The organism is Pontibacter populi (assembly GCF_019336435.1).
Classification (GTDB): Bacteria; Bacteroidota; Bacteroidia; order Cytophagales; family Hymenobacteraceae; genus Pontibacter; species Pontibacter humidus.
The window spans coordinates 14,674-37,584 of the sequence record NZ_JAHWXQ010000003.1 but is presented as its reverse complement, the minus strand read 5'-3'; the positions used below and the strand labels follow the sequence as shown (position 1 = coordinate 37,584).

The following is a 22,911-nucleotide window of genomic DNA, read 5'->3' as shown; positions in this document are numbered from 1 at the left end:
AAAACTATGATGAAGTACCTGATGACAGTGCTGCTACTGCTTTGCATTTTAGCAAACAGTGCCGCACAAAACAAAGTAACCCTCAGCGGTTACGTGAAAGACAAATCCACCGGCGAAGGACTAATCGGCTCTTCGGTAAGTGTGCAGGAACTGCCCGGCACCGGCGTTATCACCAACGAGTATGGCTATTACTCGCTCACGCTGCCAAAGGGCAACTATACCATCCACTACAACTACCTGGGTTATGTAACCAGTTCTAAGCAGGTACAGCTAACGGGCAGCCAGAAACTGGACATGCAGCTAGAGCAGAACACTACCACGCTGCAGGAAGTAGTGGTGACCTCGCGCAAAGAAGACACCAATGTAAAGAGCATGGAAATGAGCACCCTGAAAATGCAGGTGGCCGAAATAAAGAACATGCCTGCCCTGCTGGGTGAAGTGGACGTGATAAAAGCGATACAGCTGATGCCGGGCGTGCAGAATGCCGGCGAAGGTACCTCGGGCTTTTACGTGCGTGGCGGCGGTGCCGACCAGAACCTGATTTTGCTGGACGAAGCGCCGGTTTACAATGCATCGCACCTGATGGGCTTCTTTTCGGTGTTCAATGCTGATGCCATTAAAGATGTGCAGCTCTACAAAGGCGGCATTCCGGCACAACATGGAGGGCGTTTATCATCGCTGCTCGACATCCGGATGAAGGAGGGGAATAACCAGAAAATGGAAGTGTCTGGTGGCATTGGAACTATAGCCAGCCGCCTCACCGTGGAAGCCCCTATCGTAAAAGACAAAAGCTCGTTTATCCTTTCGGGCCGCCGTACTTATGCCGATATGTTTTTTGGCCTGAGCAGCGACGAAGACATCAAAGGAAACGACCTGTACTTTTATGACCTTAACGCCAAGGTGAACTATAGTTTAAATGAAAAGAATCGCCTGTTTGTGTCGAGTTACTTTGGGCGCGATGTGGCGGGCACCAAAGATTTTATGATGAACTGGGGCAATGCTACCGCCACCGTGCGCTGGAACCACCTGTTCTCTGACCGCCTATTCTCCAACACCACTTTTATCTTTTCTGATTTTGATTACGCGCTGGGCTCCAAAGAGGAAGAGTCGGAGTTTACCTGGAAATCGCACATCAAGGATTATGGTATCAAAAACGACTATACATATTTCCTGAACACGAAAAACCAGCTGCGTTTTGGTCTGCATGTTACCTATCACAACTTTATGCCGGCCGAAGTAAAGCCAGGTGAGAAGTCTTATGTAAACGAACTGAAGCTCAACTCTACCAGCGCTCTGGAAACAGCCCTTTACCTGAGCAACGAGCACCAGATCACAGACCGGCTGACGATAGATTATGGCCTACGTTTCTCCAGCTTCACCAACATGGGTCCGGGCAAAGTGTACCTGTATGATGAGGATTTTGAAACGCCGGTTGATACAGTAAACTATAGCCGCTTCGAGAAAATAAAAAGCTACCACGGACTGGAGCCGCGTATTGCTGCCAAATACGAACTGACCGATGCAAGCTCGCTAAAGGCCTCTTATAACCGCACACTGCAGTACCTGCACCAGGTTTCTAACTCTACTTCGGCTATGCCTTTTGATGTCTGGATTCCGAGCAGCACCTATGTAAAACCGCAGCTTGCCGACCAGGTCGCCGTGGGCTATTTCCGCAATTTTGCTGACAACATGTTTGAAGGATCGGTGGAGTTGTACTATAAGTGGATGGATAACCAGATCGATTACAAGGATTACGCTGAGATATTACTGAATGAACGCCTGGAAACAGAACTGCTGCGTGGAACAGGCGAAGCTTACGGTGCTGAATTTTACCTGCGCAAACAGAAAGGACTGCTCACCGGCTGGATAAGTTACACCTTGTCTAAAACCGAACGCACTGTGCCGGGCATTAACGACGGCAACCCCTACTCTCCGCGCCACGACCGCAGGCATTCCGGTAACCTGGTACTGAGCTATAGTTTCAGCCCGTCTATAAATTTAGGAGCCAACTGGACCTATAGTACCGGCGGCGCCATTACCATGCCGGTTGGCCGCTACGAGTACAACGGTAAAACCTACCCGGTTTATTCGGAGCGCAACGGGTACCGCCTGCCTGCTTATCACCGTCTGGATTTGTCGGCCACGTATGCAAAGCCGCGCAACGAATTTAAGAAGTACAGCGGCTCCTGGACCCTGAGCGTTTACAACGCTTACGCCCGCAAAAATGCCTTCTCTATTTACTTCCGTGAGAGCGAAGACGACAAGACTAAAACCGAAGCCGTGAAAACCTATCTGTTCGACTTGTTGCCATCGCTTACTTATAACTTCAACTTTTAAACTATAAGCACATTTGCTACTATGAAAAAGATATTTTTATACCTGCTGGGGATGCTCACGATGAGTTTGTACAGCTGCGAAGAAGTAATAGACTATGAACTCCGCACCGCCGACACCAAACTGGTAGTGGAAGGTTTGGTAACAGACCAAACGGGGCCTTATACCGTGCGCTTATCCAACACCAAAGGTTACCTCGAAGAAGGCCGCACACCCGGTGTGAATGGAGCCATCGTTACCATCTCAGATAACCACGGCAACACCGAAACATTAGAGCAAACCGGCGATGGCTTATACCAGACCAAAACCTTGCAGGGCACGCCAGGCTACACGTATTACCTGCACGTGGTGATAGATGGCAAAACCTACACGGCCCAAAGCTACATGCCCACCGTATCCACTATAGATTCGCTGACCTTTGAGTACCACAAAAAAACGCACATGGAGGACGAAGGCTACTCCCCGATCCTCCATTTCGCAGACCCGGCTGGTAAAGGCAACAACTATAGGTGGAATGTATACGTGAACGGTGCCCTGGACCCGGATGAGCTGGCGGTGCTGAACGATGAACTATACGATGGCAGCTACGGCCACGCCAGCATGGGCTTTATTATACAGAAAGGAGACCATTTACGGGTAGAACTTATGAGTATTGACAAACCCGCTTACAACTTCTGGTATGCCCTCGTGAACCAGCAAAATTCAACCGGCGGTCCTTTTGAGAGCACACCGGCTAACGCTCCGAGCAACATCTCAGGTGGTGCTATCGGGTATTTCGGTGCTTCGGCTGTGTCGGTGATGGAAGCGGTGGTAGAGTAAAATATATGGATTAATCAGGAATTGATACACTAAAAAACCGCGTCCTCTACAGGGGCGGTTTTTTAGTGTATCAATGCAATCTTCAGTGAATTTTTCAGCAGTTTATGTAAATGCTTTTTGAATTTCTTACCCGGCATCAATTGGTCATTATCTGCTTTTTTAAATAACCAACCTGACTCCTCCCAGTTCCTGTAGCCTATATGGGAAATGGTCCCCGGGAGAACCAATAAACATAAAGTTTTTAGGTATTCCCCACTTATCTGAAAGCTCCTGAATCAGTTCCGGACCAAATTTAGAGCCTCTGATGATAACGAAGTCTACCTCCAGTTCCGGATATGCCAGGTCCAGCACTTCAACCTCGTGCATCAGCTTTTTCGGGGGTTCTTCACCTTCCTCTAATACATTAACAATTTTAATGCGGTTGGTATGTTCGTTCTCTACAATATAGCGCATCACCTTATTGATGTTTGCTATATTATCACCCTTCGAGAAAAAAACGAACTGCTGTGATCTGATCGTCTGAATGAGACGCTTTATAGTATAGGATTTAAAAGGTATTATTTTTTTCAGCGGGCGTTCCAACTGCCTGACTATGAACGCAAAAAAGATAAGCAGTTCAATACGGTACAGCATAATGAACACAATGGAAACGGTTGGAACAAAATACTTGAGAAACACCCACACATAGGCCGGATTCAGGATGGCGTTGCCCGCTAACGCCGCCAGCACAGCAGTAATCGCTAAAAACAGGACCAGCCCGGAAGCACGTACTGGGCGGGGTAAACGATTACGGCGAAACTTCAGCAGGATATTACCGATTCCAAAAAATACCATCACAGCCAGAAAAGAAATGGTATATACGCCTGCCAACGCACCAATATCACCAGCTGTAATCATTAGGATTGATACACATAACAGAAAAAAGGTAATCATGATCAGGTATGCAGAGCCCTTTTTGTTTGTTATCAGCAAGAACTGGGGCAGGCATCGATCCAGGGTCATGCGTTGGACCAATCCTGTTACACCAACATAGGACGTGAGCACTGCACCGCTCAGCACCAGAGCCGCATTAACAGATATAATTATAGCAAGCCAGCTTCCGCCAGCTACCTCTCCCATGTAGGCCAGCAACGCGGTCTGATTCTCTTTTACCGCTGCCAATGGAATAATAGCGATGGCCAGAAAAGCAGTCAGTGGATTAAAGATGGTTACGGCTAACCACATATTGCGCAAAGTCTTTGGAAAAACACCTTCAGCCTGCTCTTCAACAAAGTTAGCCGAGCTCTCAAAACCGGATATCCCCAGCATAGCCGCTGCAAACCCAAAGAAAAGTGCCCTCGGAATACTCCCTTCCAGGGGTTGGCTATAGTTCAAGGTAAGCGTGTCAAATCCATGACTGAATAAAAAGAAAAAACCTATTACCAAAAGCAGTGTGAGGGTAGAAAGGTGGGTGATAAAAATAATTACCGCCACAATGGAGGATTCACCGATCCCCATGATGGTTAACCCCATAAATAAGGCCAGTAAACCGATTGTGGCATATATTATTGGCAACCCCTGCCATAGATGATGCACGTAATGCATTGCCTCACTGGCCGAAATAACGGCAGTTGCCATATAAGAAAGCAATGTGAGGCAGGCTGCCAAAGATGCTGTGCTTTTGCTTGTTGTGTTAAGCAGTGCGTTGTAGGCACCACCATTGAGCGGCAGGGCGCCAACTACTTCGCCGTAAATGCTCCGGAATAAGTACAGCACGCCTCCAACCATCAGCAAGGCAACCCAGGCATACTGACCTGCATAGATGATTGCAAGGGCAGAAACATACAAACAGGAAGAAGTTATATCATTTCCACATATGGCTGTAGCGGCAAGCTCTTTGAGTTTTGGATGGTGTGCAGGAGTAGTGGAAGTGGTAACATCCTTGTTCATAAACCTTTGGTAGCAATGATAGGCTGTATACGCATCTGGTACGGGTAGTTGTTTAAGTGCTGCCTACCCTTACTCACTTATTTTATCATGAAAAATCAAATTTATTCACAACTTTAAACAATTTAATGCAAAGCCTGTAGTACGAGCAATAACCGAATACACTTAAACTATGAGAGTATTACTTCTGCTCGTTATTCTGCTACCATCACTTGCTTTAGCCCAAACAGGCTTAATTACCGGAACAATCCGGGACAGGAATACACAGGAACCCTTGATCGGTGTATCGGTACAGGTAGTTGGAAGCCAATTGGGCGCTATTACCAACGAGAAAGGAGCCTTCCGGATTGAGAACATTCCTGTAGGCAGTTATACTGTACAAAGTTCTTACTTAGGCTATCAGCCACTCTCAAGGTTTAATGTAAATGTAACGGTTGGTAACGTACAGATACTGAACTTCGAAATGGTGCCGGCCTCCAGCCAATTGCAGCAAGTGGAGGTAGTGGCCAACAGAAGGCAAAGTGCGGCTGTGGCCGATTTTATCACTCCTTTGTCGGTTCAGAGCCTGACAACAGAAGAGATCAGAAGCAACCCAGGCGGAAATTTCGATATTTCAAAAGTAGTGCAGGTATTGCCCGGTGTTGCCACCAATGGTACAGGGGGCGGTAGCCGTAACGACCTGATCATACGCGGTGGGGCTCCCAACGAAAACGTATACTACCTCGATGGCATCGAAATACCACTCATCAATCACTTTACTACCCAAGGAAGTGCTGGCGGAGCCACCGGTATACTCAATGTATCTTTCATTGAGGACCTGAAAGTAAGTTCATCAGCTTTTGATGCGCGTTACGACAATGCGCTTGCCTCGGTGTTTGAGTTCAGGCAGCGCTATGGTAACCCCGAACGTTTTTCGGGTAACGTACGACTGAGCGGATCAGAATTTGCCACTACTTTAGAAGGACCTATCAGTTCGAAAACAACATACCTAGTATCTGCACGCAGGTCTTACCTTCAGTTCCTGTTTAAGTTGCTCGACCTGCCTATTCGTCCCAGCTACTGGGATTTCCAGTACAAAGTAGACCATAAATTGAATGACAAAACTTCTATCTCTTTAATAGGCGTTGGAGCAATTGATGACTTCTCGTTTGGAGTACCGCGCGAAAGTACCCCGGAAAATGAATACATCCTGCGTTCTGTTCCATACATTAACCAATGGAATTATACTACCGGCGTTGTTGTAAAAAGGCTGATAAACGATGGTTTCGTGAACCTGGCTCTGAGTCGTAATGCTTTTGATAATGGCCTGACAAAATATGAAGCAGCGGAAGAAGGGGAAAACCGGGCACTCACCCTAAATTCAAGCTCACGCGAGACCGAAAACAAACTGCGGCTGGATGTAAATAAATATAAAAATGGATGGCGATATGCCTACGGGGTTTCGGGGCAGTACGTGCAGTTTACCAATGATATTTACAGTGTGATCCGGAAAGAGCTGCGTGATGAACAGAATAACGTAGTACAGCCAGGCGTAATTCTGGATTATGACACCAGGCTGGATTTTTTCCGGTATGGTGCGTTCGGGCAGGTTTCCAGGTCGGTATTAAAGGAGAAACTGGGGCTGTCGCTCGGTATCCGCACTGATCTGAATTCCTTCACTGATGAAGGAAATAATCCGATGAAAACCCTGTCTCCCCGCCTGGCTATTTCCTACCTTCTTAATGATAAATGGACGATAAACGGATCGTCCGGCCTCTATTATAAACTTCCGGCTTACACAGTGCTCGGATACCAGGAAAACGGCATTTACCTGAATAAACAGGCCGATTATACCAGGTCCCTTCACTATGTACTGGGCACCGAGTTCTTACCTCGTCAGGATCTGCGCTTTACGCTTGAGGGTTTCTACAAAGACTATAGTAACTACCCGTTATCTGTTCGGGATGGCATTTCGCTGGCAAACCAGGGCGGCGACTTTGGCGCTATTGGCAACGAGGCTGTTAGTACAACCGGGGAAGGCAGAGCCTATGGCGCTGAGGTATACCTGCAAAAAAAGCTAACAGGCACCGTGTTCTCTGTATTATCTTACACGTATGTTGTGAGTGAATTTGCCGGGCTGGATGGCCGTTATGTTTCCAGTGCCTGGGATTACCGGCACCTTGTCTCGGGCTTATTAGGCAAAAAGCTGCCTCGTAACTGGGAGTTTGGGGCCAAGTACCGGTATGCTGGCGGCGCACCTTCCACGCCATTCGACCTGGAGGCCTCCCGCCGGAATTATGCTTCGCTGGGTGTAGGGATACTGGATTACTCCAGGCTAAACACTGAGCGTCTCCAACCTTTCAGCCAGCTGGACGTGCGCATCGATAAAAAGTGGAATTTAAACCGCGTTACACTTGACCTGTTTCTGGATGTTGCCAATGTACTGGTAAGTAAAACGCCTGGCTTTGACCGCTATACTTTCCAGCGCAACGAAGAAAACACTGGTTTTGCTACCACAGATGGCAACGCACTTCGCTCAGACGGAAGCAATGCCATACCGGTAGTGCTTGAGAATAACGACGGTAACCTGGTACCGACACTTGGTTTTATAGTTGAGTTTTAATCGCTCTGTGTAAAGAACACCTACATCTCAAGGCACTTTTATTTACAGAAGGGAATTCCCAAAGTATCGAGCTTCAAAACATGCAACTATAAACTTTATTTAAACTCGCGCGCAACTATAGTTTATACTTCTGCTTCATACATTCTGTAAGTGCTTTTTCCTTTGCAACGTCAAGCTTATGTGCAGCGAAGTATTTCCAGATGCCATCGATGTAGATAAGCAAAAGTTCGGCTTCCAGTTCGGGGTTGCTGTAGTTCAGTTCCCGGAAACATTCTGTCAGCCTGACCTGGCATGGACGCATAAAGTTTTCGTGATAACGCGACGAGATTGGATTGAGCGCCATGATCTTGTATTGCATTTCCCAGAAATCAGGATTCGAACGCGTCAGCAGGATCGGGAGCTCAATCATGTTACTGATATACTCACTTGCTGTCAGTCCTTTCAGGTATAAGTTGGTCTCTAGGGCTGTAACCTGATAGGCTTTTTTAAGGATTGCCTCCAGTAGCTGATCTTTTGAACCATAGTGTTTAAAAATCAGTGCTTCTGAAGTGTTCGCTTCAGAAGCTATAGATTTAGTTGATGTCGCCCGGGCACCATTCTCCGTAAACAGCTTTAAAGCAGCGTCCAGTATCGCTTGTTTCTTACTCATCTGTCACACGCCAAAACCCGAAAAGGCAGCTAAACCCTTTCCAATATAACGGCATATCCCTGCCCAACTCCCACACACATCGTTGCCAGCGCATAGCGTTTCTGCTGTCTTTTCAGTGATAGTGCGGCGCTTAATATGATGCGTGTTCCTGACATTCCCAGCGGATGGCCCAGTGCAATGGCTCCGCCGTTCACGTTCACGCGCGCGTCGTCATCTTCTAATCCCAGGGCTCTGGTGCAGGCAAGACTTTGCGCCGCAAAAGCTTCGTTCAGCTCAATAATGTCCATATCCTCTAACCGTAAACCCGCTTTTTCTAACGCCTTTTCAGTGGCAGGAACAGGACCAATTCCCATAATACGAGGCTCTACGCCAACTACTGCTGAGCTTACGATACGGGCCAGCGGTGTCAGATTATACTTTTGCAAGGCATCTTCAGAAACAACATAAGTAGCCGCCGCACCGTCGTTTAGACCAGAAGCGTTGCCGGCTGTAACGGTGCCGTCAGTTTTAAAAGCAGGCTTTAGTTTAGCCAGCGTTTCTATAGTTGTGTTTGGCCTGATGAATTCATCTTTTGAAACTATAACCGGGTCGCCTTTTCGCTGGGGTATAGTTACGGGCATGATCTCTTCAGCCAGGGTGCCGTTTTCCTGCGCTTTTGTCGCCTTCATCTGGGAATGGTAGGAGAATTTGTCCTGGTCTTCCCGCGAGATCTTATACATTTCAGCCAGGTTTTCCGCCGTAATACCCATCGGGTCAACACCGTACATTTCCTTCATTTTGGGGTTCACAAAGCGCCATCCAAAACTGGAATCAAACATCTGCGAATCGGTGCCGAATGCTTTGGTTGGCTTGGAAACAACCAATGGGCCGCGCGTCATGTGCTCTACGCCGCCGGCAATAAACACATCGCCATCACCAGCCTTAATAGCCCGGGCAGCATTTATAACCGCCGACATGCCAGAGGAGCACAAGCGGTTAACGGTTTCGCCAGGCACCGTTACAGGTAAGCCTGCAAGCAAGCCCGCCATGCGAGCTACGTTGCGGTTGTCCTCGCCGGCCTGGTTATGGCAGCCAAGTATCACATCATCCACTGCCTCCTTTGGTATATCAGGGTTCCGGCTGATCAATTCTTTGATGACCATGGCTGCCAGGTCATCGGTCCGAACCGGCGAAAGTTCCCCTCGCAAATTACCGACAGGGGTTCTGATTCCATCTATGATATAGGCTTCTTTGCTCATAATATTAACTTTAAAGGTGTTGTAATCAGTTTGTTTTCTTTTTGATAGTTTCAGATAAAAAGGCAGTGACTGTAGAAACGGCGAGCCCGATCAGACAGCCCAGCGTGACCGACACAAACCGTTCTACTGCTGACCAGTAGGTCATTGATTCCTGTTCATGGATCACCACAATGATAAGTGCAACTACAGCAGTCCGGGCCACACTCATCAGTTTAAGAAAATGGCAGATAAAGATAGCCATGGAGATACCAAGCACCATCATGACCACCTGGTGTACAGGCAATATAAAGCAGAACAACCCCACACTCGACCCGATCAGGTTTGATTTTACCCGCTCGTTGGTTAGTCTGGGCGAGTCTTTTACTTCCGGAGACAGCACAAGTATGATCGAAAGCATGGTCCAGTAAAGCTCGAACTGCGGAAAAGCAAGATACAACGCATACCCAATCAGGAACCCAACGGAACACCGGATAATGTACAGGATCATGTCTGCATCTATGCTAAACTGCCTTGCTGCCATAGTTTCGGTAATACTTTTCATTTCAGGAGGTAGATAGCACTTAAAAAATACATGCTCACAAAAGCACTCCCTTTACCCGAACCGGAACATTGTCTTATGCCTCAAGCGCTTCTTTAAACTTTGCACTCGTCTTGTCCCGCACTTCTTCCAGCGTTGCTCCGGGCATCAGTTCCGTAAGGGTCAGCTGTCCATCTATAAACCTGAAAACGGCCAGGTCTGTAATGATCATATCTACCGCTTTTAGTGCGGTTAATGGTAAAGCACATTTCGGAACAACTTTAGGGGAACCGTCTTTGTTCGTATGGGTCATGGTGATGATAAGTGTTTTGGCTCCCGAAGCCAAGTCCATAGCGCCACCTACGCCCAGCAACGGCTGACCAGGTACTGCCCAGTTGGCCAGGTTCGCCTTTTCATCTACTTCCAGTCCACCCATTACGGCAATGTCCACGTGCTTTCCGCGTATCATGGCAAACGAGTCGGCACTATCGAAATAGCTGGCGCCCGGCAGGGCTGTAACCGGAATTTTACCGGCATTAACCGGGTAATCCATCGCGCCACCGCCATCTGTCGGCACCGGACCAACGCCCAGCATGCCGTTCTCTGTATGCATCACGATGCCGTTTTCAGGTGTGATCAGATCCGCAACTAACGTTGGTATACCAATCCCCAGGTTTACCACATCACCTCGCTTCAGTTCCTTCAACGCTCGCCTGGCCATGTTCATGCGTCTTTCACTTGTCTTCCGGGAGGACGAAACGGAGGCAGAGGAGCCCAGGTCTTCCGGTGTAAGTGTGGCCTGCACCAGGTAATTTACAAAAGAGCCCGGCGTGTGCACGTGTTCCGGCGCGATCTCTCCCACCGGTACAATTTCTTCCACTTCCGCAATTACCAGGTCGGCAGCGGTGGCCATGGCACGGTTAAAGTTCTGCTCCGTCATACGATAGGTCAGGTTACCAGCCGTATCCGCTTTCCAGGCACGCACAAAAGCTACATTGCCCCGGATGCCCTCAATAAATACCTGCTCCACTCCCCTTATCATTTTTGTTTCGCGGCCTTCAGCGAGTTCTGTACCGGCAGAGGTAGGCGTATAAAAGCCACCAATACCGGCTCCACCTGCACGAATAGCTTCTGCCAATGTACCCTGGGGCAACAGCTCATATTCTACGTCACCGTCCTGGGCAGCTTTTACTGCTTCCGGGTTACTGGTAAAGAAAGAACCGATCATTTTTTTGATCTGCCCGTTGCGCAATAATTTGCCGCCACCTATTCCGGCTTCACCAACATTGTTCCCGATAAAAGTCAGGTCCTTTGTTCTGGTTTCAGCCAATGCATGCATCAGGTGTACCGGGTTGCCCGTCATCCCGAAGCCGCCCTGCAGTAATATATCGCCATCCTTTACCAAAGCAACTGCTTCTTCAAGGGTTATCTGTGGTACCGATTTCATCTTTATATCAATGGAAAAATTTTCAAATAAAAGTCGCCTTCGTTTTTGGCGGCATACAGTATATTTTTTGCAAACGCAGCAGGCTGTTCTACACTGGATAGGTGGTTGGCATCTAATTGTACATGCCGTGAGCGGGGTATGTTGCTGGCCAGGAAGTCGCCATCTTCTGTGGTGGTCACTTCGTCCTGGGTGCCGCTGATGATAAGGGTAGGAACACTTAGCTTTGGTAGTTCATCCCTAAAGTCCGCATCCCGCACGGCAGCGCAATTAGCAATATAACCCTGCAGGGAAGTTTGTTTGAATTTCTCCAGCACAGCGTCAACTATAGCTTTATGCTCTTTCCTGAATTCAGGGGTAAACCAGCGTTGTGCCGTGCCATCGAGTATGCTCTGCAAGCCATGTTCTTTTACCTGCGCAATGCGTGCATTCCAGCCTTCTTCCGTTCCAATCTTGGCTGCTGTGTTTGCAATGATGATCTTTTTGAAACGTTCCGGATTATGTATGCCCAGCCATTGCCCGATCAGTCCGCCCATCGACAACCCGCAGAAGTAAACTTTGCCTAACTTTAAATGGTCCAGCAAGTCGATCACATCCTGGCCCAGATCAGCTATAGTTACCACATCCGAACTGATGGTACTCTGCCCGTGCCCGCGCGTATCATAACGCAAGATGTTAAGATGCTCACTTAAGATATGTGCTACCTCATCCCACATCGACAGGTCTGTGCCCAGCGAATTTGAAAACACAAGGGTATCATCGTGCCCCAGGTCATCATAGGTGTAAAAACAGTCGTTCTCAGCGATTTTTATAGTTGGCATACGTATTTGTTTCTATCTTATAATTTAGCTGTCAGCCACTTATCAGGATGCAGCAGTTTCCTCCGGTCTAACAAAAAATGCAGATGAGATGTAGCTTTGAACTATAGCTCCATCTCATCCGGAAATCATTGGTTAGGCAGGTCCATGGGTTCGCTCGATCTCTGCGGAAAACACGCCTTCCTTCTCTTTGTGTATCTCAAAATCAAAATCAATGGAAGCGAACGGCTCGTCGATGTTGAATTTCTCTTTTGCTTCAGTAGCCGAATAGCGGGTAATATGCGGCACCAGTTCTTCGCGGGTGGCAAAAGCAAAATCATCCCAGATAAGCGGGTCCCCTTCAATATTGATCTGCGTGGTTAGTTTGCGGTGCCCTTCGGCTGTTACAAAGAAGTGAATGTGTGCCGGGCGGCCACCATGACGGCCAATTGCTTTCAGTAGTTGGTCTGTGGCTCCGCCAGGAGGGCAACTATAGCCAACCGGTAATATGCTCTTGAACCTGTACCTGCCGTTATCGTCTGTGATAATGGATCTGCGCAAGTTGAACGGCGGCTGAGAAGAATCAAAAATAGAGTACATGCCTCTCAGGTTACAGTGCCATACTTCCACTTTTGCGTTTGGTACCGGCTTACCAGAATCGTCGCGTACCTGGCCCTGCATGTATAATCTTTCACCACCTACTTCCGGCTCAGTTTCCAGCTCCGCGTAGGCATATGACTCAGGTGCACCCGGCACATAAAGCGGGCCTTCAATAGTTCTTGGGGTGCCACCGGTAATACCGGCCTTGGCCTCCGCTTCATCCATGCGCAGGTCTAGAAAGTGCTCCAGCCCGATACCGGCTACTACCAGTCCCCATTCGTTATTTTTACCGGTTAATGTCAGCCAGTCTACTGCTTTCCATATTTCCTCCGGTTGTATATCCAGGTCTTCGATGGCGTAAAACAGATCGCGTGTAAATCGGTTTACGATCTCTTTTATGCGATCTGAGCCGTGGCCTTGTACCTCTGTAGATTCTATTCTTTCAATGACGGCGTCTATCTGATTTCTTTCCATGGTCGTAAAGTTTTAAGGTTATAGTTTAGATTGTTAAAAGGTGCTTGGTTAGTGGGCTTCTTCTTCGTTTTTAACGGACGAATAATGCTGGCAGAGCGCTGTAACTTCTACTTCCATGAACGGATAAAGCGGAAGCGACATAAGTATGTCGTGCAGTTCGCCGGCACTGGCTACATTAAAAATGCTGATGTTAGCATATTTGCCTGCAATGCGCCAGATGTGCGTCCATTTGCCCTGCCGTTGTAAGTCCTGCGAAAGTGCCTTTTCCTTCGCTTTCAGGTCATCCACATAGGTCTTATCCAGATCCAGGGGAATATTCACTGTCATGTGCACGTGAAATAACATAGCTTATCTTCTTTTAAATTTATCTACCTGGTTCATATCCAGCTCAACACCCAGACCCGGCTCCTGCGGAATCTCCATCACGCCGTTGCCATAGGTGAGCCTTTTCTTTACAATGTCTTCGGTAAGTAAGAGCGGGCCGAAGAGTTCTGTGCCCCAGTCAAGGTGAGGAAGGGTGCTGAAAACATGCGCTGAGGCTACCGTGCCGATCGTACCTTCCAGCATCGTGCCTCCATACAGGCTTATGCCTGCACCCTGTGCAATAGCGGCTTGTTTCTGAATATTGGTCAGGCCGCCTGCTTTGGAGATCTTTAATGCAAACACGCTGCCTCCGCCTATTTTAGCGAGCTTAAAAGCGTCTGAAACCGTTCCGGCAGCTTCATCGGCCATAATGGGTACTTGGAAGTATTGGGTAAGTCGTGCCAGTCCGTCGAAGTTGGTTTTGACAATTGGCTGTTCGATCAGATCGATGCCTGCTTCCTGTAACTGGGCTATTCCCTGTTTGGCTACACTTTCTGTCCAGGCCTGGTTAACATCAACTGTCACTATCACGTCCGGGCCTACAGCGGCTTTGATGGCGGCCACATGGGCTACGTCCGCTTTCCGGTCGTTGCGGCCGATCTTGAGTTTGAAAGCCTTGTGCCTGCCGTTTTCCAGCAGGGTATGCGCTTCCTGTATGTCTTTATCCGTATCACCGCTGGCAAGTGTCCAGAGCACAGGCAAGGTTTGCGTAACTGCCCCGCCTAGTAACGTAGCTACTGAAACGCCTAACCTTTTGCCCTGCGCATCTAAAAGAGCCGTTTCGATAGCGGATTTTACAAAATGGTTGCCTTTTATAGTATACTCCAGCAAAGCCATAACGGCATTAATACTCAGCGCAGATTTACCTTGAAGCAGCGGAGCAATGTAGGTATCAATCGTCAGCTTCATTCCTTCCGGCGATTCGTCGCCGTAGCTTAGTCCACCTATAGTTGTGGCTTCGCCCAACCCTTCTATTCCATCGCTGCAAAACAACCGCACGATCACGATCGTCTGGCTGCGCATAACGGCCATCGATAAGTGGTGCGGGCGTATGGTAGGCAGGTCAACTATAACCGATTCAATACGCTCTATCTGTATATTCTTCATGTAGTTAGCTGTACGAGTAAACTTTAAAATGAGTGTTCACTTACTTGGGAAAGTAATCACTCACTAAGTATTACAAATGTAGCCGTACAGCCTTCTGACGGGTAGGATTTATCCTTTAATACTAAGACAAATCGAACATGGTGTGCTTAAGAATTATTTACGCCTATCTTTTTGCGGAATTCTATCGGGGTCTGGCCAGTTTTCTTCTTGAAGATTCTGGCAAAGTAGGCGGGGTCATCAAAACCGAGCGTGTAGGATATATCTGAAACACTGCTCTCTACATCAGACAGTGCCAGCTGCGCTTTTGTAATGAAATGATCGATCAGGATATCCTTAGGTGATTTACCGGCAATATCTCTGCAGATCCGGCTAAGATGCCCGGTTGAAATGGAGAGGTCACGGGCATAGTCCTCCACATGCTTTTTGTATGATTCTTCTGCCCTGATGAGTTGCTGAAACCTGCGGAAGTAAACTTTACTGCTGTTGGAGGAATCAAAGAATGCGGTCTTTCTGCCAAGTGCAATACGATATAGTTGCACAAGCATCTGGCCAACCAGGTGTTGCAGCATTAACAGCCGGCCTGGCATCTGGCTGTTATATTCCTCCACACACTTCTGCATCGTTTCAAATACTGCTGTAATGGCCGGTTGTGCTGGTGTAACTTTTACAATATGAATTTCATCCATCCCGAAGATCACATCCGCTTCGCGTTGCAACATGTGCTCCAACACATTATCTGCCAGGTTTAATATCCAACCCGTAACATCGGTCTGATGTATAAAGCCATGCTCTATATTTTTAGGAGCAACTATAAATGTAGGACCCTGTAAAACAGTTTTCTCCGTTCCATAATAAAATTCAGTGGTGCCACTCTGGATAAGGAAGATCTGCAGAAAGTTGTTGTGGGCGTGTAGTTTTACCTGTCCCTGGTACTGTTTACCAATCTCCCCAAACGGATGCACGTTAATAAGGCCTTTCGCAAATTCGATGGAGTTGGTGCCGTAAAGTCCTTTGTAAAATCGTTTCGGGTGCATGGCTTAAGTTCAAATGCTAGACACTAAAGCAAAGGTAATCATCCAACTATAAACCTGTACCTATAAGTTTTAGTACCTGCACACAATGTTGTATTCCCTTAAAACTGGTGTGAATGCAGACTGAGAGAAGGGATCAGGTTGCGTCGGGAGCTATAGTTGGCAGTTCTATTTCATAGGGTTTACCGATCAGCCGTACCTCGTAGGCAGCACTTACGCCCTTCAGGTTTATGTAGCTGCAGCCCATAGAATAAGGTGGATTTTTAAGCAGGCGGAAAGCCAGCTCAGAGATCACAAAGCTATTATCTAGTTCCCGGGTTGCTGCCTGCAGCCGGGCCGCTATGTTCACCGGGTAGCCCATCACCGTCAGGTTGTTGCTCAGGCCAATGCCCACGTTCCCCACAATCACTTTCCCGACATGCACGCCAATGCCTACTTCAAAAGTATGGTTGAAATAGGGACGCATGTAAGTGTTATTGAAGATCCGCAGGTCTGCCAGTATCTTTAGCCCGGCCAGCACTGCCGACTCCGCAGCCTGTTTTATTTTACTGTTAAGCCCAAACACAGCGTAAAGTCCATCCCCTGCTGTTTCTATAATCACGCCGTCATACTGGGTAATGGCATTCCGGAAAATGGCAAAGATCCGGCGCATGATGTGGATGACATCAAAAGGTAAGCTTGCTTCAATAAACGGGGTAAAATTGCGGATATCGATAAAGAACAAGGCCAGTTTGCGACGCTCGCCCATCACCCGGGTCGAGTCTTCCGAATCATTGATAAGAATGTAACGGTCCGTTTCGTCCTTGATAAGTCGCTGTACCTCTACCCCGTCGCCACTTACCCGCGACTGGCAGGCTAATCTTACGTTGTCCGGAAACTTCTTTACATTTTTGATGGCCCGCTCATAGCTGGTGGGCGGGGTAAGCTGCTCCTGACCTTCCAATACCAGTACCCGACAAGTAGTACATTGCCCTTTGCCGCCACAGGCATGGTAATGTGGTATACCAGCAGCCAGCGATGCCTGAAGTATCGTCTGGCCCTCTTCTACGGGTACCACTTTTTCGCCTTTAAAATTAACGTAGCAGGGCATCAGCACTTATAGTTTACACATTTTCTCCGGCTCTGTCTTTCACCAGGTCCTGGTACTCAGGATGCTTTTTGAGATAGGACCGCATGTAAGGACACAAGGGAATTAACTGAAGGCCCTTTTCACGAATCTGCTCCAACGCAAACTTTGTCATGGCACCAGCTATGCCACGGCCTTCCAGTTCTTTGGGTACCTCGGTATGCAATACGGTTATTTCGCCGGGCCGTAGCTTATAGTCTATTATGGCAGTATGGCCTTCTATAGTTGCCTCAAACCTGTTTTGGGCTGGATTATCCTTTACTTCAATTTCCATACGTTTAACCTTTATCCACTGATGATAAAATTTTGCCCGCCAGGTCCAACTCTTCCTGCAATATAGTATGTGGCCGGCCATGGTATATTTTTTTGGTAACTACAGCGCCGAGTTTTTCCATCGTTTCCGCGGTTTCCTCTACCCTGCTTACGGGCACATGCGGGTCGGGGTCGCCGGTAGTGAGGAGTACCGGAGTACCTTCAAAATTGCCTTTGTATCTATCAGCCACCAACTGCTGCCCGATAAGGCCACCGGTAAATAACAACAGGCCGCCAAACTTCCTGGCATTTCGGGTTGCGTATTCTGATGTTAGACAAGCACCCTGCGAGAAACCGCCTAAATACAGCTCCTCGCTCTTTACGCCTTGATCCAGTATGCTTTTTACCAGTTCATCCAGCCGCTCCAGGGCAGAATCCAGGGCAGGCTGGTTCTGCTCTTCGGGTGCCATAAAACTATACGGATACCAACTATTGTTAGTAGCCTGCGGGGCATAAAGTGTGAAGTCCTGCGCGGGCAAATGGTTTGCCAGGTCGAGTATACTTTGGGCAGTAGCACCACGGCCATGCACCAGTATCAGCGCTTTACCCGTTTCTGACAAGGGCTTGCCCCGCGTTATCACATCATTCTTATGTGTATACATACTATTTTTTGTTTATCAACTATGGAGCATTGCCTTACTTAAGTGTTACGAAAACGGAGCTGCGCGTGGCAGGCTTCAGGTTGCGCGTTTTATGTCCTTTGCCAGTTGTGTCTTCCAGCAGCAGCACCTCTCCCGTTTCGAATTGCCGCTTTTCGCCTAACGACGTTTCTATCTCGATTCCCCCATCCATCAGGAAAAGATATTGCCGGTCCGGTGCTGTGTGAAAGTCGTAATCGTAAGTAGATACAACCTTCCTGAAAATAATACTTTCAGCCTCTTCCGGCTCAGATAAAAAACCTATTTCACCTTCCGATTCCAGCGATCTCGAAATATCCTCGAAGCGGCTGTCACCGTTCTCGTCGGCGTATATTCTTGTAATGGCATAAGCGTTCATAGTCTTCGTGTTTAGTGATGATGTAACTATAGTTTAGTTCTGCTCAGGCTTAGTCAACCTTAGGCAGCGCAGCTTCGATCTCCGCTCTGCGTGGCTCATACTGCGGCGGTAACAGCAAACCGCTTCCCAGTTTATCCCATGGCTCGTCAATGCCGAAACCCGGATTATCGGTAGCGATCTCGAACAGCACACCACCTGGCTCCCTGAAATAGAGTGAATAGAAATAATTGCGATCTATCTTGTTGGTAATGTTATAGCCAAGGCCGGCGATCTTATCATGGAACTCCATCAGCTCCTCTTCATTCTTCACCCGGAAAGCAATGTGGTGGTTAGTACCTGCCCCGCCAATACCACGTGCCTCGTTTGGTAATTCTACCAGGTCAATGATGTTGGCTGTATCCACTGCATCCGTTGTATAGCGATACCGGTTACCGCTCTTCTCCTGAAAACTATAGCCAAAAATATCGGTCAGTATCTTCGCTGTCTTCTCTTTGTTCTGCAACGTAAGCGTTACGCCATGAAAGCCTTTGGTAGCCACAGCTGCTTTTACTTCATCGGTTTCCCAGGGCCTGCGGTTATCGCTGTTCTTAGGAATCACCAGTTCCAGTTTCAGTCCATCCGGATCGAGGAAGGTCAGGTATTTTTCGCCAAATTTCTCGGATGGCTTGTTGTAGATCACGTTGTGCTTATCGAAGCGGTCTATCCAGAAATCAAAGCTGCCTTCCGGCACTGCGTAGGCAATGTTGGTGGCCATGCCTGTACCGGCACTACCTCTGCGGGCGCCTTCATGCGGGAAGAACGTAAGGATGGTACCGGCGCTGCCTCTCTCATCTCCGAAATAGAAATGGTAAGTACCCGGGTCATCAAAGTTCACGGTCTTTTTGAGCAAACGCAGGCCCAGTACTTTGGTGTAAAAATCTAAGTTCTGCTTGGCCATACCAGCTATCGCTGTGATGTGGTGCAGGCCTGCTATCTTCGTTTCCATTATTCTCTTGTTAAGTTGATTCTTGGATAAATTTATAGTTTCCAGTAAGTAACCGGGCTGAATCAAGACTGCTTTATCAACTGAACGTCAGCCTGTAACCTGATCTCGTCACTTACTACTACGCTGCCCGCTTCGGTTACGGCATTCCAGGTAAGACCAAAATCTTTGCGGCTTATTTTGCCATCCACTGTAAAGCCGGCTTTGGTCTGCCCGTAAGGATCTACTACTATGCCGCCAAACTCCACTCCTACCGTAACCGGCCTGGTTATATCCCGGATGGTGAGGTCGCCGTGTAAGAGGTAATCGCTGCCACCTACATTCTCATAACTTTTGGCGTTAAACTTAATCTCGTCGTGCTTCTCCACATCAAAAAAGTCTGCCGACTTCAGGTGCGCGTCACGCTGCTCGTTGTTGGTACTGATCGAGTTTACATCAGCTGTAAAAACAATACGCTCTGCGTCTGTGAATTTGTCGTTTGATGTAGCTGCCTCTATATTAAAGTTCCTGAAGTGCCCCGTCACGGTCGTGATCATGAGGTGTTTTACCTTGAACTGTACTTCGCTGTGCATCGTGTCTACTACCCATTTTATAGTTGCCATTTTATTTCCTTGTTTATAGTTTACTATTTGTCTCTGTTCAAACGAACTAAACAAATGTATATACATTTAATGTACATACATATATCTAACGAATATATTTTCACTTTTGTTCAGATTTCACCGGTTTATCCTAAATATCTTATGCTATAGTTATAACTATGGCGCTAACATTTAGGCTAGTTCAGATTAAAAACTCAGTTGAGTTGCCCTTATGTGCTTTAGATAGACCTTACTTCTGCTCAAAAGTGTTTTCTATTTCTTTTGACCTTTCGGAGGCTTATTAGTTACAGCAAACCCGGAGCGCAACTATAGTTGGGGAGGTTTATAGTGCGGGCTACCTATAGTTGCTGACATTGTATTAGTAGATTCCAAATCAGTCTTTAAACTATAGATATTCTCAGAACTCACTATAGGTAGAGACCGCAAATCACGAACTATAAATTACTGCTAGCGGCTATAGTTTACAGGACATAAGAACCGCAATCAATATCTAACCTATAGGTTACCGGAAGGCTATAGTTGGTAGAGCTATATGAGATCCTCCCTGATAATCTATCTAACTAAACAAACTATAGCTATAGTTAAAAACTGAATATAGACTGCTCACACTCGTTGTGCGTACTGGTAAAGTATAGTTATGATCATCACCATTTCTAAATGATTTTCTGATGGAAGAGCCGCAAAAAGATAACCGACAGGGCCATACAAGTTTTCTTATTTTTTCAGCTTCATTAAGAAGTGATTCACTTAACAACCGACTGGCAAAACTGGCAGCATTAGCCATAGAAAAAAATGGCGGCACAGTTGATTTTGCAAGTATGAGCGACTTTGATTGCCCTTCTTTCAACCAGGATCTGGAAGTAGATAATTTTCACCCGGAAGGTGCAGAAGCGTTCCGGAAACGCATCCTGGCAAACGATGCTTTCATCATAGCTTCGCCGGAATACAATGGCTCTATGCCCGGCGTCATCAAGAATGTGATCGACTGGACTTCCCGCTTTCGGCCGCAGCCTTTCAACCAGCACCATGCCCTGCTCATGTCTGCTTCTCCGTCTATGGCCGGCGGTAACCGTGGGCTTTGGTCACTGCGGATTCCGTTAGAGCACCTGGGTACAAGGGTTTATCCGGATATGTTTTCTTTAGCTTCGGCTCACCAGGCTTTTGATGCGGAAGGCAACATAAAAGATGAAACGCTGGCAAAAAGATTTGAAGATAACCTGGTCGGGTTCATGAACCTGGTAGAAGCATCCAAGCATTATCCGTGCATCAAAAAGGCGTGGGTGGAGTTCCTGGGCGAAAAGACAGAAAAGGAAACGGAACGCGTGGAATAGACACAATGCACTCTCTGACATCCATCTATCAGGTAAAAACGAAATCCGGGAAGAATTGGGGAGGTAGTAATTGAATGGCAGCATAAAACAGGCATTTTATTTCATTTGCACATTATTGTTTTAGAGCCAATTACGTTCAAATAAAAATAATAACGCGCGTATGGCTTCTTTAAATCAAATCCCTCCGACTACGGCGAACTACCAGGGTACAGACAAGCTTATTTTAGGCATTGTTCTGGCCGTTATTACGTTCTGGCTCTTTGCGCAAACAACCCTGAACATTGCGCCCGTAATGCAGGAAGACCTGAAGATCAGCCATAACCTCAACAATCTTGCTGTTAGTATCACCGCGTTGTTTTCCGGAATTTTTATAGTTGTAGCAGGGGGACTAGCAGACCGTATGGGCAGGGTAAAACTGACGTACGTCGGGTTGCTGCTCAGCATTATCGGCTCCTTTCTCATCGTTATCTCACCCTCGGGTACTGCCGTATTTCTTTTAGCCGGAAGGATATTGCAGGGCCTCTCCGCAGCCTGTATCATGCCTTCGACCCTGGCCCTGATGAAAGCTTATTACGATGGTAAAGCACGGCAGCGGGCACTCAGCTTTTGGTCTATCGGCTCATGGGGTGGTTCAGGGCTCTGTTCTTTATTTGGCGGTTTGGTCGCTTCAACTATGGGCTGGCGCTGGATCTTTGTTATGTCTATAGTTGTCGCTGTTATAAGCTTTTTGCTGATAAGAGGAACCCCGGAAAGTAAATCAGCAGCTACAGACGAGAAGGGCTTCGATTGGGCTGGGCTTATCGCTTTTATCATCGCCATGCTGGCCATCAATATTGTTATCGGGCAAGGCTCGGGACTTGGTTGGTTAAGTCCTGCTGTGCTGATTGGTATCGCCATTTTCATCATTGCCACCATCATCTTTCTACGGATAGAAAAAAGGAGCGAAAACGGGTTTGTAGATCTGTCGCTTTTTAACAACCAGACATTTTCAGGAGCTACTCTTTCTAACTTTTTGCTAAACGGAGCTGCCGGTACACTGCTGGTTTCGCTGGCGCTGGTTCAGGCAGAAGCGGGCTTATCTTCGCTTCAGTCCGGTTTAATTACGGTTGGTTATTTAGTAGCCGTGCTGAGCACCATTCGTGTAGGTGAAAAATTACTCCAGAAACTAGGTCCCCGGAAACCAATGCTATATGGCTGCTTGATTACAGGGGTTGGAATTTTGCTCACCAGCCTTACTTTTTTACTGGCCGAACAATACATCATCGCTTCCTTTATCGGGTTTACACTTTTTGGTATAGGGCTAGGTTTTTATGCCACCCCTTCTACGGATGCAGCGCTAAGCAATGTGCCGGGTAACAAGGCCGGCTCCGCGTCAGGAATCTATAAAATGGCATCGTCGTTGGGTGCTGCTTTTGGTGTGGCCATTTCAGCAGCTATCTTCTACGGACTTAGTCAACACGAAGGCATTCCGCCAATGGCTGATCTTTTCCTGGGCAGAACAGATAACATAAATGTGCGTTTTGCAGCCGGTATAGGGTTGCTGTTTAATGTTTTGATGATCGTTATAGCCATAGTTGCCATCCTGAAAACCATTCCGAAGGGCAAGCCTAAAGAAGCAATTGAATAAGCTGACGTAACAACTTTAATTCGAATTAACATTA

The 22,911-nt window shown here is 47.5% G+C and carries 21 protein-coding genes; 5 read left to right on the top strand and 16 right to left on the bottom strand.

What is annotated here, in order from left to right:
• The first annotated feature begins 6 nt into the window (after positions 1–6).
• Entirely contained in the window at positions 7–2,337 is a 2,331-nt protein-coding gene (locus KYK27_RS11940; RefSeq protein WP_317195926.1) for a TonB-dependent receptor, read from the top strand.
• 21 nt (positions 2,338–2,358) lie between these two features.
• Positions 2,359–3,153, top strand: coding sequence for a DUF4249 domain-containing protein (locus tag KYK27_RS11935; protein WP_199110285.1), 795 nt, complete (start codon positions 2,359–2,361; stop codon positions 3,151–3,153).
• 159 nt (positions 3,154–3,312) lie between these two features.
• On the opposite strand, the gene KYK27_RS11930 is transcribed toward KYK27_RS11935, so the two are convergent.
• The gene (locus tag KYK27_RS11930) at positions 3,313–5,082 is read right to left on the bottom strand and encodes an APC family permease (RefSeq protein WP_199110284.1); all 1,770 of its coding nucleotides are present in this window, start codon (positions 5,080–5,082) and stop codon (positions 3,313–3,315) included.
• A 169-nt stretch (positions 5,083–5,251) separates the two neighbouring features.
• Here KYK27_RS11930 and KYK27_RS11925 point away from each other — a divergent pair, with 169 nt between their 5' ends.
• The gene (locus KYK27_RS11925) at positions 5,252–7,681 is read left to right on the top strand and encodes a TonB-dependent receptor (RefSeq protein WP_199110283.1); all 2,430 of its coding nucleotides are present in this window, start codon (positions 5,252–5,254) and stop codon (positions 7,679–7,681) included.
• Between the two features lie 115 nt (positions 7,682–7,796).
• On the opposite strand, the gene KYK27_RS11920 is transcribed toward KYK27_RS11925, so the two are convergent.
• The 15 genes from KYK27_RS11920 to KYK27_RS11850 all read right to left on the bottom strand — a co-directional run bounded on the left by KYK27_RS11920 (position 7,797) and on the right by KYK27_RS11850 (position 19,919).
• Positions 7,797–8,330, bottom strand: coding sequence for a TetR/AcrR family transcriptional regulator (locus KYK27_RS11920; protein WP_199110282.1), 534 nt, complete (start codon positions 8,328–8,330; stop codon positions 7,797–7,799).
• Positions 8,331–8,359: 29 nt separating this feature from the next.
• On the bottom strand, positions 8,360–9,568 hold the full coding sequence (gene pcaF / locus KYK27_RS11915) for a 3-oxoadipyl-CoA thiolase (protein ID WP_199110281.1): 1,209 nt from the start codon (positions 9,566–9,568) through the stop codon (positions 8,360–8,362).
• Positions 9,569–9,593: 25 nt separating this feature from the next.
• Complete coding sequence (locus tag KYK27_RS11910) at positions 9,594–10,109, bottom strand: FUSC family protein (RefSeq protein WP_199110280.1); 516 nt, start codon at positions 10,107–10,109, stop codon at positions 9,594–9,596.
• A 73-nt stretch (positions 10,110–10,182) separates the two neighbouring features.
• Positions 10,183–11,532 (bottom strand): 3-oxoacid CoA-transferase, encoded by a 1,350-nt coding sequence (locus KYK27_RS18520; protein ID WP_199110279.1) that lies wholly within the window; start codon positions 11,530–11,532, stop codon positions 10,183–10,185.
• Positions 11,533–11,534: 2 nt separating this feature from the next.
• Positions 11,535–12,350: a 3-oxoadipate enol-lactonase gene (gene pcaD, locus KYK27_RS11900; RefSeq protein ID WP_199110278.1), complete on the bottom strand. Its 816-nt coding sequence runs from the start codon at positions 12,348–12,350 to the stop codon at positions 11,535–11,537.
• Between the two features lie 132 nt (positions 12,351–12,482).
• Positions 12,483–13,400 (bottom strand): catechol 1,2-dioxygenase, encoded by a 918-nt coding sequence (gene catA / locus KYK27_RS11895; protein ID WP_199110277.1) that lies wholly within the window; start codon positions 13,398–13,400, stop codon positions 12,483–12,485.
• Between the two features lie 48 nt (positions 13,401–13,448).
• A complete protein-coding gene (catC, locus tag KYK27_RS11890; protein WP_185198081.1) occupies positions 13,449–13,745 on the bottom strand; it encodes a muconolactone Delta-isomerase in 297 nt (98 codons plus the stop codon).
• 3 nt (positions 13,746–13,748) lie between these two features.
• Positions 13,749–14,870 (bottom strand): muconate/chloromuconate family cycloisomerase, encoded by a 1,122-nt coding sequence (locus tag KYK27_RS11885; protein WP_199110276.1) that lies wholly within the window; start codon positions 14,868–14,870, stop codon positions 13,749–13,751.
• Between the two features lie 146 nt (positions 14,871–15,016).
• Positions 15,017–15,904: a helix-turn-helix domain-containing protein gene (locus KYK27_RS11880; protein WP_199110275.1), complete on the bottom strand. Its 888-nt coding sequence runs from the start codon at positions 15,902–15,904 to the stop codon at positions 15,017–15,019.
• A gap of 133 nt (positions 15,905–16,037) precedes the next feature.
• Positions 16,038–16,991 carry an adenylate/guanylate cyclase domain-containing protein gene (locus KYK27_RS11875; protein ID WP_199110274.1) on the bottom strand — a complete coding sequence of 318 codons (954 nt, stop codon included), beginning with the start codon at positions 16,989–16,991 and terminating at the stop codon, positions 16,038–16,040.
• Between the two features lie 13 nt (positions 16,992–17,004).
• Positions 17,005–17,301, bottom strand: coding sequence for a GNAT family N-acetyltransferase (locus KYK27_RS11870; RefSeq protein ID WP_199110273.1), 297 nt, complete (start codon positions 17,299–17,301; stop codon positions 17,005–17,007).
• Positions 17,302–17,305: 4 nt separating this feature from the next.
• Positions 17,306–17,941 carry an alpha/beta hydrolase gene (locus KYK27_RS11865; protein ID WP_199110272.1) on the bottom strand — a complete coding sequence of 212 codons (636 nt, stop codon included), beginning with the start codon at positions 17,939–17,941 and terminating at the stop codon, positions 17,306–17,308.
• A 34-nt stretch (positions 17,942–17,975) separates the two neighbouring features.
• Positions 17,976–18,335: a hypothetical protein gene (locus KYK27_RS11860; protein WP_199110271.1), complete on the bottom strand. Its 360-nt coding sequence runs from the start codon at positions 18,333–18,335 to the stop codon at positions 17,976–17,978.
• A gap of 49 nt (positions 18,336–18,384) precedes the next feature.
• The gene (locus tag KYK27_RS11855; protein WP_199110270.1) at positions 18,385–19,320 is read right to left on the bottom strand and encodes a ring-cleaving dioxygenase; all 936 of its coding nucleotides are present in this window, start codon (positions 19,318–19,320) and stop codon (positions 18,385–18,387) included.
• 62 nt (positions 19,321–19,382) lie between these two features.
• Positions 19,383–19,919, bottom strand: coding sequence for a YceI family protein (locus KYK27_RS11850; protein WP_199110269.1), 537 nt, complete (start codon positions 19,917–19,919; stop codon positions 19,383–19,385).
• A 668-nt stretch (positions 19,920–20,587) separates the two neighbouring features.
• Between KYK27_RS11850 and KYK27_RS11845 the strand changes: the two genes are divergently transcribed.
• Positions 20,588–21,250: an NADPH-dependent FMN reductase gene (locus KYK27_RS11845; RefSeq protein ID WP_199110268.1), complete on the top strand. Its 663-nt coding sequence runs from the start codon at positions 20,588–20,590 to the stop codon at positions 21,248–21,250.
• A 160-nt stretch (positions 21,251–21,410) separates the two neighbouring features.
• Entirely contained in the window at positions 21,411–22,877 is a 1,467-nt protein-coding gene (locus KYK27_RS11840; protein ID WP_199110267.1) for an MFS transporter, read from the top strand.
• The last annotated feature ends 34 nt before the right edge of the window (positions 22,878–22,911 follow it).

Excerpts from the sequence above, each read along its gene's own strand:
- pcaF (WP_199110281.1), bottom strand. The coding sequence starts at position 9,568 with ATGAGCAAAGAAGCCTATATCATAGATGGAATCAGAACCCCTGTCGGT.
- KYK27_RS11920 (WP_199110282.1), bottom strand. The coding sequence starts at position 8,330 with ATGAGTAAGAAACAAGCGATACTGGACGCTGCTTTAAAGCTGTTTACG.
- KYK27_RS11855 (WP_199110270.1), bottom strand. The coding sequence starts at position 19,320 with ATGGAAACGAAGATAGCAGGCCTGCACCACATCACAGCGATAGCTGGT.
- KYK27_RS11935 (WP_199110285.1), top strand. The coding sequence starts at position 2,359 with ATGAAAAAGATATTTTTATACCTGCTGGGGATGCTCACGATGAGTTTG.
- KYK27_RS11910 (WP_199110280.1), bottom strand. The coding sequence starts at position 10,109 with ATGAAAAGTATTACCGAAACTATGGCAGCAAGGCAGTTTAGCATAGAT.
- catA (WP_199110277.1), bottom strand. The coding sequence starts at position 13,400 with ATGGAAAGAAATCAGATAGACGCCGTCATTGAAAGAATAGAATCTACA.
- KYK27_RS11880 (WP_199110275.1), bottom strand. The coding sequence starts at position 15,904 with ATGCACCCGAAACGATTTTACAAAGGACTTTACGGCACCAACTCCATC.
- pcaD (WP_199110278.1), bottom strand. The coding sequence starts at position 12,350 with ATGCCAACTATAAAAATCGCTGAGAACGACTGTTTTTACACCTATGAT.
- KYK27_RS11885 (WP_199110276.1), bottom strand. The coding sequence starts at position 14,870 with ATGAAGAATATACAGATAGAGCGTATTGAATCGGTTATAGTTGACCTG.
- KYK27_RS11870 (WP_199110273.1), bottom strand. The coding sequence starts at position 17,301 with ATGGAAATTGAAGTAAAGGATAATCCAGCCCAAAACAGGTTTGAGGCA.
- KYK27_RS11875 (WP_199110274.1), bottom strand. The coding sequence starts at position 16,991 with ATGCCCTGCTACGTTAATTTTAAAGGCGAAAAAGTGGTACCCGTAGAA.
- KYK27_RS11850 (WP_199110269.1), bottom strand. The coding sequence starts at position 19,919 with ATGGCAACTATAAAATGGGTAGTAGACACGATGCACAGCGAAGTACAG.
- KYK27_RS11865 (WP_199110272.1), bottom strand. The coding sequence starts at position 17,941 with ATGTATACACATAAGAATGATGTGATAACGCGGGGCAAGCCCTTGTCA.
- KYK27_RS11940 (WP_317195926.1), top strand. The coding sequence starts at position 7 with ATGATGAAGTACCTGATGACAGTGCTGCTACTGCTTTGCATTTTAGCA.
- KYK27_RS11845 (WP_199110268.1), top strand. The coding sequence starts at position 20,588 with ATGGAAGAGCCGCAAAAAGATAACCGACAGGGCCATACAAGTTTTCTT.
- KYK27_RS11840 (WP_199110267.1), top strand. The coding sequence starts at position 21,411 with ATGGCTTCTTTAAATCAAATCCCTCCGACTACGGCGAACTACCAGGGT.
- KYK27_RS11925 (WP_199110283.1), top strand. The coding sequence starts at position 5,252 with ATGAGAGTATTACTTCTGCTCGTTATTCTGCTACCATCACTTGCTTTA.
- KYK27_RS11930 (WP_199110284.1), bottom strand. The coding sequence starts at position 5,082 with ATGAACAAGGATGTTACCACTTCCACTACTCCTGCACACCATCCAAAA.
- KYK27_RS18520 (WP_199110279.1), bottom strand. The coding sequence starts at position 11,532 with ATGAAATCGGTACCACAGATAACCCTTGAAGAAGCAGTTGCTTTGGTA.
- catC (WP_185198081.1), bottom strand. The coding sequence starts at position 13,745 with ATGTTATTTCACGTGCACATGACAGTGAATATTCCCCTGGATCTGGAT.
- KYK27_RS11860 (WP_199110271.1), bottom strand. The coding sequence starts at position 18,335 with ATGAACGCTTATGCCATTACAAGAATATACGCCGACGAGAACGGTGAC.